The sequence below is a fragment of the Pulveribacter sp. genome (genome assembly GCF_032079985.1).
Taxonomy (GTDB): domain Bacteria; phylum Pseudomonadota; class Gammaproteobacteria; order Burkholderiales; family Burkholderiaceae_C; genus Melaminivora.
The window spans coordinates 1,151,982-1,165,149 of sequence record NZ_DAMATK010000001.1 but is presented as its reverse complement, the minus strand read 5'-3'; the positions used below and the strand labels follow the sequence as shown (position 1 = coordinate 1,165,149).

Here is a 13,168-nt window from a genome sequence, read left to right as displayed (position 1 = left end):
GGTGGGCAATGCGGCGGGAGCGGTCGGCGGCGGTCACGGCCGGGCATTGTGGCGCGCCGCTCAAACCCCCTGCAGGCAGATCAGCACCAGCCCCACCAGCATCAGGCCCATGCCGATCTTCTCGGGCCGCGAGAACGATTCGCTGAGCAGTCGGCGCGACACCAGGTAGCTGAACACCACCTCCACCATGCCCAGCGTGCGCACCGGCCCGGCGCCCTGCATGGCATAGGCCGTGAACCAGGCTAGCGACGCCGCCGCGCCCATGCTGCCGGCCACCAGCGACAGCCGCCATGCGGGCCACAGGGACGCCAGGCCGCGCTCCGTGCGCAAGGCCACCCAGGTGCCCAGGCCCACGGTCTGCAGCGCCTGGGCGATCAGCACTCCCCAGGCGCCGGACAGCCAGGGCGTCTCGGCCCCCAGGGCCAGCGCCGCGCCGCGAAAGCCCACCGTGGCGATGGCAAAGCAGGCGCCGCAGGCCAGGCCGTACAGCGCCGGCCGGCTGAGCCAGGCCGCCGCGCTCAGCAGCTGCCCGCGCGGTGGCAGCGACAGCATTAGCACGCCCAGCGTGGCGATGACCATGGCTGCCAGGGCCAGCGCCGTGGGCAGCTCGTGCAGGAAGACGCTGGCGAACAGGGCCACCTGCAGCACCTCGGTCTTGGACAGGGTGACGGCCACGGCGAAGTTGCGCTCCTTCATGGCCAGCAGCAGCGCCGCCGTGGCCATGACCTGGAAGAACGCGCCCAGCGCGATCCAGCCCAGGTAGGCGCCGCTGAAGTGCGGCACGGCGGGCGCCTGCGCCGGCACCCAGTACAGCAGCGCCAGCCAGGCCGCGGCGAACGGCAGTCCGTACAGAAAGCGCACCAGGGTGGCGGGCAGCGTGCCCAGCTCGGTCGTCAGCGAGCGCTGGGCGGTGTTGCGGGCGGTCTGCGCCAGGGCGGCGAACAGCACCACGGGCACCCAGAGGCTGCCGGCGGCAAACGAGGAAACATCCATAGCGGCAGTCATGTGCGCCCGAGCATATCGGCGCGCCGGGCCGCCCGGGCCCGGCATCTGGCGAGGGCAGCAGCAGCGGCCGGCGATGGCCGGCTGGGGACGTTCAGGCCTGCTGCGGGGCGAGCGGGTAGGTGCCCGGCACCAGGATGCGCCGGTCCACGTTCTGGATGTTGGTGTGGCCGCAGAAGGCCATGGAGACGTCCAGCTCCTTGTGGATCAGCTCCAGCGCCCGGGTCACGCCGGCCTCGCCGTAGGCGCCCAGGCCGTAGACCATGGCGCGGCCGATCATGGTGCCGCGCGCGCCCAGGGCCCAGGCCTTCAGCACGTCCTGGCCGCTGCGGATGCCGCCGTCCATCCACACTTCGGTCTGGCTGCCCACGGCATCCACGATGGCCGGCAGCGCATGGATGGAGGACGGCGCGCCGTCCAGCTGGCGCCCGCCGTGGTTGCTGACCACGATGGCGTCGGCGCCGTGCTGCACGGCCAGCACCGCGTCCTCGACCTCCATGATCCCCTTGAGGATCAGCTTGCCGCCCCACTGCTCCTTGACCCAGGCCACGTCGGCCCAGGACAGACGCGGGTCGAACTGCTCGTTGGTCCAGGACGCCAGCGACTTCATGTCCGACACGCCCTTCACATGCCCCACCAGGTTGCGGAAGGTGCGCCGCTGCGTGCCGGCCATGCCGAGGCACCAGCGCGGCTTGGTCATCAGATTCAGGATGTTGGCCAGCGTCGGGCGCGGCGGGGCGGACAGGCCGTTCTTGATGTCCTTGTGTCGCTGGCCGATGACCTGCAGGTCCAGGGTCAGCACCAGGGCGCTGCATTTGGCGTCCTTGGCGCGCTGGATCATGCGGGCCATGGATTCGCGGTCGCGCATCATGTACAGCTGGAACCAGAACGGCGCGCTGGTGTGCTCGGCGATGTCCTCGATGGAGCAGATGCTCATGGTGGAAAGGGTGAACGGGATGCCGAACTTCTCCGCCGCGCGGGCGGCGTGGATCTCGCCGTCGGCGTGCTGCATGCCCGTCAGGCCCACCGGAGCGATGGCCACCGGCATGCGCGCCGGCGTGCCCACCATGGTGGCGGCCGTGGTGCGGCCTTCCATGTTCACGGCCACGCGCTGGCGGAACTTGATGGGCGTGAAGTCGGTTTCGTTGGCCCGGTAGGTGGTCTCGGTCCACGAGCCGGAGTCGGCGTAGTCGTAGAACATGCGCGGCACGCGGCGCACGGCGACCTGGCGCAGGTCTTCGATGGTGGTGATTTTGGACAGGTCGGGCACGGCTTCTCCTCGCGGGCTTTCAGGCGGTCGGCAATGGTAGTCCCGGCTGTGAGCGCGCTGCTTGACGCTTTTTCGGCCCGCCTGAAAATTTTGCAGGCAGCCCGTCAGCGGCTGCGCGCCAGCGCCACGCCTGCCGTGGCCACCACGAAGCCGGCCACTTGCACCAGCGTCAGCGTCTCGCCCAGCAGCGCCCAGGCCTGCAGCGCCGACAGCGGCGGCACGATGAGCAGCAGCGCCGCCGTGCGCGTGGCATCGCCATGGCGCATCTGCCAGATCAGCAGCGTGGCCCCGCCCACCGACAGCACCAGCACCGCGTAGGCCATGTAGGACCACAGCAGGGCCGAGCCGTCCCAGCGCGGCGTGCCCACCGTCCAGGCCAGCAGCGCCAGCACCGCCACGGCGCCCAGGTTCTGCACGCAGCTGGCGCTGCGCAGGTCGCCGGCGGCCAGGGGCAGCTTTTGCACCATGGAGCCCACGGTGAGCGACAGCACCGAGCCCACGGCCACCAGCACCACGGGCAATGCCAGCGCCTGCTGGGCGCCGGCCTGCAGCCGCGGCCACAGCACCAGCGCCACGCCGCCAAAGCCCAGCACCAGCCCGGCCCAGGTGCGCAGCGGCAGCCGCTGGCGCAGCACCAGCACGGCGATCAGCGCGGTAAAGAGCGGCTGCAGCGCGCCGATGAGCGCCGTGATGCCCGCGCCCAGCCCGTGCCCCATGGCCCACCAGCCGGCGCCCAGGTACAGCCCGCTCATCAGCGCCCCGGCCAGCAGATGCAGTCCGATGCGCCGCGCACCGCGCGGCCAGGGCGCGCGCGCGGCCCAGGCGGCGGCGGCGAACAGCGCCGCCACACACAGCAGCCGCAGCGCCAGAAAGTAGAACGGATCGGCGTGGTTGCTGACGTCGCGCCCGACCAGGAAGCCCGACGACCAGATCAGCACGAAGGCCACCGGCGCGCCCACGTGGGCGGCCATGCCAGGGGCATGAGCGGGTGCCGGGGCGGCGCCGGCGCGGGACGGCCCGGCCGTCACCGGCGCGCGGCACGCAGGCCTGCGCCGCGCACCTCGATGTGGAGTTCATCGAGCACCTGGCCGCGCGCGTCGCGCAGCTGCACGCGGTGGCGCCCGGGCCAGGGCAGCCAGTCCCATTCGCGCCCGCGGCCCGCCGCCTTGCCGTCGATGTGCCAGGCCAGCGCCTGCCCGGGCAGGCCGTCGCCGGCGGCAAAGCGCAGGCGCTGGTGCGCCGGCGGGATGTCCGGGTCCAGCGCCACGATGGTGCCGGGCGCCGGCGCCACGATGCGCGCGGGCGCGGCGGCCGAGCCGTCGATGGATTTCATGTCTTTTTGGCCTCCAGCGACCGCCCTGCTTGCGCTGGCAGCTATGGTATCAGTAGCAAACACGGCCTGCTGCGTGCCACGCACGAACCATTCCTGGCGCGGGCTTTCGATCCAGTCGCCCCCCGCGCCGGCCTCGAACCGGACGGCCTGGCGCACCACACCGGCCGGCGGCGCGGGCGGGCGGCTGGGCGTGGCCTGGTGCAGCCACTGCATGACCTCGACCCAGATGGGCGCGGCGCCGCTGCTGCCGCTGACGTCGTGCATGGCCGCGCCGCTGGCGTTGCCCACCCACACGCCGACGGTGTAGCGCTGCGACCAGCCCACGGCCCAGTTGTCGCGCATGTCCTTGCTGGTGCCGGTCTTCACCGCCGTCCAGAAGCGCGTGGCCAGCAGGCTGTCCGGCCCGAAGGTGCGCACGCGGGCATGGGCGTCCGACAGGATGTCGCCCACGATGAAGGCGGCGCCCGCGTCCAGCGCCTGCACGGGCGCGGCCGGCGCGGAGCCGCCCAGGCGCAGCCGCGCCGGCGCGTAGCGCCCGCCGTTGGCCAGCGCGCGGTAGGCGTTGGCCAGGTGCAGCAGCTGCACCTCGCTGCTGCCCAACGCCAGGCTGTAGCCGTAGTAGCCGCCCGATTCGGCCAGTTGCAGGCCCAATGCCTGCAGCTGCGCGAAGAAGGCATCCGGCGTGACCATGACCAGGGTGCGCACCGCCGGCACGTTCAGCGACGCGGCCAGCGCCGTGCGCACCGACACCAGGCCCTTGAACTGCCGGTCGTAGTTCTGCGGGATGTACAGCCCGCTGGCCGTGGGGAGGTGGGCGCTGGAGTCCTCGACCAGCGAAGCGGCCGTCAGCCGCCGCTCGGCCAGCGCCTGGGCGTACAGAAAGGGCTTGAGCGTGGAGCCCGGCTGGCGCAGCGCCAGCACGCCGTCCACTTCGCCGGCCCGGCTCAAGGGGCCGGACGATCCGACCCAGGCCAGCACCTCGCCGCTGGCGTTGTCCAGCACCACCAGGGCGCCGTCCTGCACGTTGCGCCCGGCCAGCTCGCGCAGGTGGCGCGACAGCGACTGCACGGCCACGCGCTGCAGGGGGGCGCTGAGCGGCAGCCGCTCGGGCGCCGCCGCGGCCCGCGCGCCGCCGCCCACCGCGCGCAGCCATTGGCGCGCGAAGTGCGGCGCAATGCCCTCGCTGGGCGCCCAGGCGCGCCGCTGCAGCGCGCCGGCCACGAACAGCTCGAGCGCGCCACAGTCCACTGGAGCAGCCTTTTCCTTTCGGCCGGCGGCCCGCTGCGCTGCCATGTCGCGCAGCACGCCGCAGGCGCGGCGCGCCACGACGTCCGGCCGGGCGTTAGGGGCCCGCACCAGGGCCGCGGCGACGGCGGCCTCGCGCTCGTCCAGGCCGTGGGCGGCCTTGGCGAACAGCGTGCGCGACAGGGCGTCCAGGCCGACGATCTCGCCGCGAAAGGGCACCAGGTTCAGGTACGCCTCCAGGATCTGGTCCTTGCGCCAGCGGCGCTCCAGCACCTGCGCGGCCACGGCTTGGCCGAGCTTTTGCGCCACGCTGCGCCCGCCCGCACTCTGGCGCCAGTCCTCGTCCAGCAGGCCGGCCAGCTGCATGGTGATGGTGCTGGCCCCGCGCGTGCGCTGGTTCCACAGGTTGGCCCAGGCGGCGGCGGAGACAGCGGCCCAGTCCACCCCGCTGTGCTCGTAAAAGCGCCGATCCTCACTCAGCACCAGGGCGGTGCGCAGCGCCGGCGACACGTCGGCCAAGCCCAGCCATTCGCCGCGGCGCACCGTGGCGTCGATGCGCACGCGCTGCAGCACCTCGCCCTCGCGCGAGAGCAATTCCAGGTCGGACGGCCGCGTGGCGGCGCGCACTTCGTCGAAGGTGGGAAGGGCGTGCGCCAGCGGCGCGGCCAGGGCCAGGCACAGCGGCAACAGGAGGCGAAGGGCGTACGGCAAGACGGGCAGCGGGAGAAAAATGCAGGGCGGCACCATGGTAAGCGTGCGGCGTTGCGCCCGGCCCGCTTGACCCATGTCAAAACCGCACCGCCAGCGCGTGCCCAGACTGCCTGGCATGTCCACCCCGCCGCCCGGCCCGCGCCGCAAGAAGTTTCCCGTCAACCCCGCCCACCCCGAGCGCACCTGTTGGGGCTGCGACCGCTATTGCGCGGCGGACGCCATGCTGTGCGGCAACGGCTCGGAGCGCAGCCAGCACCCGGCGGAGCTCTTCGGCCCGGACTGGGCCGAGTGGCTGCCTCCCGAGGAGGGCCAGGGCGCGCGGGGTGACGGAGACGGCGCGGACGGCGATCAGCCCAGCGCCAGCAGCACCGGCTGATGGTCCGACGCCCGGGTGGCGCCGTCGATCTGTAGATCCTGGACCCGGGAGCGCAGCGAATCGCTGACCCAGACGAAGTCGCAGGCGATGGGCTGGGCCGAGAAGCGCCGGTCGAACAGGCAGAACGTGGGCGGCTGGGGCGTGTGCGGGTGCAGCAGCCGCCAGGCGTCGTGCAGCGCCGGCGTGCCGGGCGTCGCCCAGCCGGCGGCCTCCTCGGCCGACAGGGGCGCGGCCAGGTGGGCGTATTCGGGCTCGGTGGCCTGCAGGTTGAAGTCGCCGCACAGCACGGCGTGGGGCGTGTGCGGCTGGTCCTGAAAGGGCGAGCCGTCGGCTGCCGGCGCGGGCGGGCACGCCGCCTGGGCGCAGGCCTGCAGGTGCAGGGCGCGCAGGGCCCGGGCCTGGGCCATGCGCTGCACGCGCGAGTAGTACTCAAGGTGGGTGGTCATGACGCGCACGGGGCCCAGCAGGGGGCTGGCCACGGTCAGCACGCTGCACAGGCGCGGCATGCTGCGCACGCCGGCATCAGACGGATAGGGCAGCGGGTGGTGCTGCAGCTGCAGCACCGGCAGCCGGGTGGCGATCAGGTTGCCAAAGCGCTGGCGGCCGGCAGCCGTCCACACGTCCACGGCGGCGCCGAAGAACACCTGCCAGCCGGGCGGCAGCGCCGCGCGCACCTGCGCCACTTGGTCGCCGGGCTCGCCCGGCAGGCCGGGGTGGTTGACGGCGATCTCCTGCAGGCACAGAACGTCGGGCGCGTCCATGGACAGAGCGTGGTGCACGATGCGCGCAACGTCCACGCGGCCGTCCAGACCGCAGCACCATTGGGTGTTCCAGGTAACGAGCTTCATGGGATTGGCATGGAATGGTCCAGCGGTCGATTGTGAGACTTTTTGGCCTTCAGCGCCCGCCAATCAAGCGCTGGCAGCTATGCTTTTCGCAGCACGGACAGCGCCACCCCGGCCGGCATGGGTGGTGACAGCGCCCCGGCTTCAGGCCGCTGCCAAGCCCAGGATGGCGCGCGCCTCGTCGGTGCTGGCCACCTCACGCCCGGCGCGGCGGGCGCACTGCACGAGCTGCTCGATCATGGGACCGTTGGATTCGGCCTTGGCGCCGTCCGGCAGGTAGAAGCTGTCCTCCAGCCCCGTGCGCAGGTGGCCGCCCAGTTCGGCCACGCGCTGGTGCACGGGCCAGATGTTGGCGCGGCCGATCACGGTGGCCTGCCAGGGCGCGTCCCGGATCTTCAGGCGCAGCAGGATGGGCAGCAGCTCGGGGTCGGCCGGCATGCCGGACTCCACGCCCATGACGAAGTTGTATTCGGGCAGGCCGCGGGTGTACATGCCGGTCTGCACGTACATCTCCACGCAGCGCACGATGCCCACGTCGAAGCACTCGAACTCCGGCAGCGTGCCGGTCTCGGCCATCACGTCGAGAAAATCCTGCACCTTGGCCGGCTGGTTGTCGAACAGCATGGGCGGCCAGGCCCAGCTGCCGTTGGCGCGCACCTTCAGGTAGTTCAGCGATCCGGCGTTGCACGCCGCCATCTCGGGCCGGGTGGCACGCAGGCAGTCCAGCGGGCCCTGGTAGTGCGGGCCGACCACGCCGGTGGTCTGGTTGATGATGATGCCCGGGCAGGCCTCGCGCATGGCCTGCACGCAGTCGGTGGCGACTTGCGGGTCCCAGCTGGGCAGGTGGCCCTTGCCCGGCTCCTGGCTGCGAAAGTGCACGTGGATGACGCTGGCGCCGGCCTCAAAGGCGCGGCGCGCTTCCCTAGCGAGCTGCGCGGGCGTGACGGGCACGTGGTGCTGCTGCGGGTCGGTCAGCACGCCGGTGATGGCGCAGGTGACGACGGCCTTGTGGGCGGGGTTGTGGCTCATGGGGGTTGCCTCCGGGGTTCGCTGTCACCAGCCCAGCTGCCGCGCAGCCAGGTCCTTCATGATTTCCTCCGCGCCGCCGCCGATCATCATGACTTTGACCTCGCGGTAGATGCGCTCGCTGACGGTGCCGCGCATGAAGCCCATGCCGCCCAGGATCTGCACGGCCTGGTCGGCGCAGAACTGCATGGTCTGCGTGGCGTGGTTCTTGAGCAGGCAGACCTGGGCCACCCATTCGGGCCCCGTGTCACCCGCATCGGCACGCGCGGCGATGGCCTCGCACCATGCGGCTGTGGACTGGATGCGCATCTGCATGTCCGCCAGCTTGTGGCGGATGGCCTGGTGCTCCACCAGCGCCGCGCCAAAGGTCCGACGCTGGCGCGCCCAGGCCAGGGCCTCGTCGAAGCAGGCCTCGGCAAAGCCCAGCGCCGAAGCGGCCAGGCCGAAGCGCTCGGCATTGAAGTTGCCCATGATGATGCGAAAGCCCTGGCCTTCCTCGCCCAGCAGGTAGCGGGCCGGCACGCGCACCTCGTCGAAACGCAGGTGGGCGGTGTCGGAGCACAGCCAGCCCATCTTGGCAAGCCGGCTGCGCGACAGGCCGGGGCTGCTGCCGGGGATCAGGAGCATGGAGATGCCGCCGCTGCCGCGCGCGCCCGGCTCGCCCGTGCGCACGGCAGTGGTGATCCAGTCCGCGCGTAGACCTGAGGTGATGAACACCTTCTCGCCGCTGACGACGTAGTCATCCCCGTCGCGCCGCGCGGTGGTGGCCAGCCGCGCCACGTCGGAGCCGCCACCCGGCTCCGTGATGGCCAGCGCCGCGATCGCCTCGCCCGCCAGCACCGGCGGGATGACCTCGGCGCGCACGGCGTCGCTGCCATGGGCCACCACGGGCGGCAGGCCGATGTTGTGCGACAGCAGGCTGGCCAGCACCCCGCCGCTGGCGCCGTGGCGGCTGAGTGCCCGCCACAGCGGCAGGCGCAGCGCGTAGCTGGCGGGCGTGCCGCCGTATTCCTCGGGATAACCCAGGCCCAGCAGGCCGAGGTCAGCCGCGCGGCGGTACAGCGCACGGGGAAATTCACCCGCCGCGTCCCAGGCGTCCACATGCGGCGCGATCTCGGTGCGGGCGAAGCGGGTGACGGTGTTTGCCAGGGCCTCGCGGTCGGCGCGGGCGTCGCCCAGGCCGCGCTGCGGGTCGAGGGTGCTGTCGGTCATGCGTCTGCCTCCTGCGCTTGCGCGGCGGGTGCCAGGCGCGCCAACACCTGGCCGGGGGTGACCTGCTGGCCCACGGCCACCATCAGCTCGGCCAGAACCGCCGGCGCGGGCACCGTCAGGCTGTGCTCCAGCTTCATGGATTCGATGACCAGCACCGTGTCGTGCGCGGCCAGTTGCTGGCCGGCTACTGCCGGCAGGGCCACCACGCGGCCGTTGAAGGGCGCGCGCAGCTCGCCCGCCCCGCCCTGCCCGCCGGCCCGGGCCGCCGTTTCGTACGAGGCGTCTTCCACCCAGCCGTCGATGCCGCCGGCCTGCCAGTGCCAGCGCCGCGCACCGACGGCCACGGCGTGCACGCGCTGGTCGGCCCCGGCCGCGCCCAGCGGAGTGACGCGCACGCCACCGTCGGCCTCACAGGCCAGATGCACGCGGCCGTCCAGCGCTTCGCCCATGGCCGGGTCGGCGCCCTGGACGTGCAAGCGGCCGCCGCCCAGCTCGCGCACCGCCAGGGCGTGCACCCGGCCCTGGTGGCGCAGGCGCAGCGGGCGCTGCAGGCTGCAGGGCAGCGCAGGGGCGCCTGCCGGATTCATAGTAAAAATGGCCGTCAGCGCAGATGGGGCAAGCGCTGACAGCTCCTTTTTCAATAGCGTTTCGCGGATCGCATCGGCCTGCTGCGCCAGGAAGGGCACCAGCGCCTGCCCGGCGCCAAACTGCGGGTGCGCCAGGCATTCGGCCAAAAAGGCCCGGTTGGTCGGCAGGCCCAGCACGCTGGTGGCCTGCAGCGCGCGCACCAGGGCGGCGATGGCCTCGTCCCGCGTGGCGGCGTGCACGATCAGCTTGCCCAGCAGGGCGTCGTAGTACGGCGATACCTCGGTGCCCTGCTCCAGCGCGTGGTCGAAGCGCAGAGCGCCCGGCGCGGCACGCCCGAAGGCCGTGGCGGGCGGCGCGGCGAGGTGCAGCACGCGCCCGGTGTGAGGATGGAACTGCGCGTCCTCGGCGCACAGGCGCACCTCGATGGCGTGGCCCTGCAGGCGTACGTCCTGCTGCGCCAGCGGCAGCGGCTCGCCCCGTGCCACGCGGATCTGCCACTCCACCAGGTCCAGGCCGGTGAGCGCCTCGGTCACCGGGTGCTCGACCTGCAGTCGGGTGTTCATCTCCATCAGATAGAACTGTTCGCCGTCCAGCAGAAACTCCACCGTGCCCGCGCCCACGTAGCCCGCGGCCTGCGCCAGGGCCACGGCGGCGGCGCCCATGCGCGCGCGCAGGGCTTCATGCATCGCCGGGCTGGGCGACTCCTCGATGAGCTTTTGGTGGCGGCGCTGCACCGAGCAGTCGCGCTCGCCCAGGTGGATGCAATGGCCGTGGGCGTCGGCGAAGACCTGCACCTCGACGTGCCGCGGGGCCAGCAGGGCGCGCTCGATCAGCAGGTCGCCGCAGCCAAAGCCGGCCAGCGCCTCGGAGCGCGCGCTGGCCAGGGCCGCCGGCAGTTGCGCTGCGTCGGCCACCAGCCGCATGCCGCGCCCGCCGCCACCAGCCACGGCCTTGACCATGAGAGGAAAGCCGATGCGCGCGGCCTCCGCCGCGAAGCGTTCGTCGCTCTGGTCGTCGCCCGCATAGCCCGGCAGGCAGGGCACGCCGTACTGCTGCGCCAGCTGCTTGGCGCCGGACTTGCTGCCCACGGCGCGAATGGCGGCGGGCGGCGGGCCGATCCACGCCAGGCCGGCGTCCTGCACGGCCTGGGCGAAGTCGGCGTTCTCGCTCAAAAAACCGTAGCCCGGGTGCACCGCATCGGCACCGCTGGCGCGCGCCGCGTCCAGCAGCCTGTCGATGCGCAGGTAGCTGTCGGCGCTGGCCGCGCCGCCCAGCGCCACGGCCTGCGTGGCCTCGCGCACGTGCAGGGCGCGGGCGTCGGGCTCGGAGTAGACGGCGACGGTGTCCAGCCCCAAGCGACGTGCGGTGTGGATGACGCGGCGGGCGATCTCGCCGCGATTGGCGATGAGGACTTTTTTCATGCGTCGCTCCCCTGCGGCAAGATCGCCCGCCTGCCCGCTACGCGGGCCCGAGCGATGTGCTTCGCCATGCCTGCGGCATGACCGCAGCGGTTGGCGATGAGGATTTTTTTCATGCGTGGCTCCAAGGTGCCGGCTGGCGAGCGCCAAAGGCGGCTAGGCCCTGCGCGGCTTCGATGCCGCGCAGCGACTGGGCGAAGGCCTGTGCGGCTGCGTCCAGCAAGTCGAATAAAGGCTGTTCGCGCTCGGCCAGCAGCAGCCGCTTGGTGGCAGCCACGGCCTGCGGGGCGCCCTGGGCATGGCGGGCCACGGCGGCGTTCAGGGCGGCCTGCAGGCCGTCGGCGCCGGCGATCTCGTCGGCCATGCCGTCGCGCAAGGCCGCTGTGGCGCCGTGGCGCTGGCCGGTTAGCAGCCAGCGGCGGGCGGCGGCGGGCCCCAGGCGCCGCACCACGAAGGGCGCGATCTGCGCCGGCACGATGCCCAGCGTCACCTCGGGCGTGGCGAACTGCGCGCCCTCGGCCGCCAGCACGTGGTCGGCGCAGCACAGCAGGCCGATGCCGCCGCCCATGGCCGCGCCCTCCACCACGGCAATCAGCCACTGCGGCAGGGCGCACAGCGCCTGCAGCAGCACGCCAAAGCGCCGGTTCACGGGCACCAGCGGGTCGTCCTGCCCGGCAGCCAGCGGCTGGCCGACGGCTCGGGCAAAGCCGCCCAGGCTGCCGCCGGCGCAAAAGTGCCCGCCGGCGCCGCGCAGCACCACGCCGCGCAGGGCGGCATCCTGGCCAGCGCGCTCGCAGGCGGCCAGCAGGGCGTCAACCATGGCGTCGCTCAGGGCGTTGCGGCTGGCCGGAGCGTTCAGCGTCCAGGTCTCCAGCCAGCCGCCGGCCAGGGGCTGGCGGTCGATCAGCAGTTCGTCGGCCATGGCGTGCGGCTCCTCAGCGCGGCGGGCGCTTGGCGATGCCCATGGCCCGGGCAATGATGCCCAGCATGACCTCGTCGGCACCGCCGCCTATGGACCCCAGCCGGCCGTCGCGGTACATGCGCGCCACCTTGTTCTCCAGCGTGAAGCCCATGCCGCCCCAGAACTGCAGGCAGGTGTCGGTCACCAGGCGGTTCAGGCGGCCTGCCTTCAGCTTGGCCATGCTGGCCAGCTCCAGCACATCCTGGCCGCTCACGTACAGCTCGCCGGCGCGCCAGGTCAGGGCTCGCAGGCATTCCACCTCGGTCTTGACCTCGGCCAGCTTGAACTGCACCCACTGCTGGTCGGCCAGCGTGGCGCCGAACATCTTGCGCTCCTGCGCCCACTCCACCGTCCAGTCAATGCAGTTGGCCAGCGACACCAGGCAGCTGACCGCGCACCACAGGCGCTCTTCCTGGAACTGCTGCATCTGGTAGATGAAGCCTTGCCCTTCCTGGCCGATCAGGTAGCGCTGGGGCACGCGCACCTCGTCGAAGTACAGGAGGCCCGTGTCGCTGCTGTCCATGCCGATCTTGCGGATCTTGCTGGCCACCTCGATGCCCGGCAGCAGGCGGCCCGCCTCGCGCAGCGGCACCATGACCAGGCTCTTGTTCTTGTGCGGCGGGCCGTCGCTGGTGTTGACCAGCATGCACATCCAGTCGGCCTGCAGGCTGTTGGTGATCCACATCTTCTGGCCGGTGATGATGTAGTCGCCGCCGTCCTTGCGCGCATGGCTCTTGATGGCGGACACATCGCTGCCCGCGCCGGGCTCGGACACGCCGATGCAGCCCACCATGTCGCCCGCAATCGCCGGCGCCAGGAACTGGCGCTTCAACTCATCGCTGCCGTAGCGCGCCAGCGCCGGCGTGCACATGTCCGTCTGCACGCCGATAGCCATGGGCACGCCGCCGCAGTGGATGTGGCCTAGCGTCTCGGCCATGGCCATGCCGTAGGAGTAGTCCAGCCCGGCGCCGCCGTAGGCCTCGGGCTTGGTCAGGCCCAGCAGGCCCAGGTCGCCCAGCTTCTTGAAGACCTCGTGGGCGGGGAAGATCTCAGCCGCCTCCCACTCGTCCACGTGGGGGTTGATCTCCTCATCGATGAAGCGCTTGAGGGTCTTCTGGATCTCGCGGTGCTCGTGCGTGAGTTGCATGGTGTTGTCTCCGTTCTTGTCCTGTGTGTGGGGC

Annotated in this window: 11 protein-coding genes; 1 reads left to right on the top strand and 10 read right to left on the bottom strand. The window is 72.2% G+C overall.

Annotated features, from left to right (window positions below; genetic code table 11):
• Positions 1-60 precede the first annotated feature (60 nt).
• From RT282_RS05470 to pbpC, 4 genes are all read right to left on the bottom strand, one after another.
• Complete coding sequence (locus RT282_RS05470; RefSeq protein WP_313312306.1) at positions 61-993, bottom strand: DMT family transporter; 933 nt, start codon at positions 991-993, stop codon at positions 61-63.
• Positions 994-1,096: 103 nt separating this feature from the next.
• Positions 1,097-2,272: an alpha-hydroxy acid oxidase gene (locus RT282_RS05465; RefSeq protein WP_312305121.1), complete on the bottom strand. Its 1,176-nt coding sequence runs from the start codon at positions 2,270-2,272 to the stop codon at positions 1,097-1,099.
• Between the two features lie 104 nt (positions 2,273-2,376).
• A complete protein-coding gene (locus RT282_RS05460) occupies positions 2,377-3,243 on the bottom strand; it encodes a DMT family transporter (RefSeq protein ID WP_312305119.1) in 867 nt (288 codons plus the stop codon).
• Positions 3,244-3,296: 53 nt separating this feature from the next.
• Positions 3,297-5,597, bottom strand: a complete 2,301-nt coding sequence (pbpC, locus tag RT282_RS05455; protein ID WP_409519455.1) for a penicillin-binding protein 1C — start codon at positions 5,595-5,597, stop codon at positions 3,297-3,299.
• A gap of 79 nt (positions 5,598-5,676) precedes the next feature.
• Here pbpC and RT282_RS05450 point away from each other — a divergent pair, with 79 nt between their 5' ends.
• Entirely contained in the window at positions 5,677-5,937 is a 261-nt protein-coding gene (locus RT282_RS05450; RefSeq protein WP_313312299.1) for a DUF3079 domain-containing protein, read from the top strand.
• Here RT282_RS05450 and RT282_RS05445 read toward each other — a convergent pair.
• The 6 genes from RT282_RS05445 to RT282_RS05420 all read right to left on the bottom strand — a co-directional run bounded on the left by RT282_RS05445 (position 5,910) and on the right by RT282_RS05420 (position 13,134).
• On the bottom strand, positions 5,910-6,785 hold the full coding sequence (locus RT282_RS05445; RefSeq protein WP_313312297.1) for an endonuclease/exonuclease/phosphatase family protein: 876 nt from the start codon (positions 6,783-6,785) through the stop codon (positions 5,910-5,912). The two genes, RT282_RS05450 and RT282_RS05445, sit on opposite strands and share 28 nt — an antisense overlap.
• Before the next feature lie 141 nt (positions 6,786-6,926).
• Entirely contained in the window at positions 6,927-7,811 is an 885-nt protein-coding gene (locus RT282_RS05440; RefSeq protein WP_313312295.1) for a 3-keto-5-aminohexanoate cleavage protein, read from the bottom strand.
• Positions 7,812-7,835: 24 nt separating this feature from the next.
• Positions 7,836-9,020 (bottom strand): acyl-CoA dehydrogenase family protein, encoded by a 1,185-nt coding sequence (locus RT282_RS05435; RefSeq protein WP_313312293.1) that lies wholly within the window; start codon positions 9,018-9,020, stop codon positions 7,836-7,838.
• On the bottom strand, positions 9,017-11,029 hold the full coding sequence (locus tag RT282_RS05430) for a biotin carboxylase N-terminal domain-containing protein (protein WP_313312291.1): 2,013 nt from the start codon (positions 11,027-11,029) through the stop codon (positions 9,017-9,019). Before RT282_RS05430 ends, RT282_RS05435 begins: the two co-directional genes overlap by 4 nt.
• Before the next feature lie 109 nt (positions 11,030-11,138).
• Entirely contained in the window at positions 11,139-11,948 is an 810-nt protein-coding gene (locus tag RT282_RS05425; protein ID WP_313312289.1) for an enoyl-CoA hydratase-related protein, read from the bottom strand.
• A 13-nt stretch (positions 11,949-11,961) separates the two neighbouring features.
• Entirely contained in the window at positions 11,962-13,134 is a 1,173-nt protein-coding gene (locus RT282_RS05420) for an acyl-CoA dehydrogenase family protein (protein ID WP_313312288.1), read from the bottom strand.
• Between the last annotated feature and the right edge of the window lie 34 nt (positions 13,135-13,168).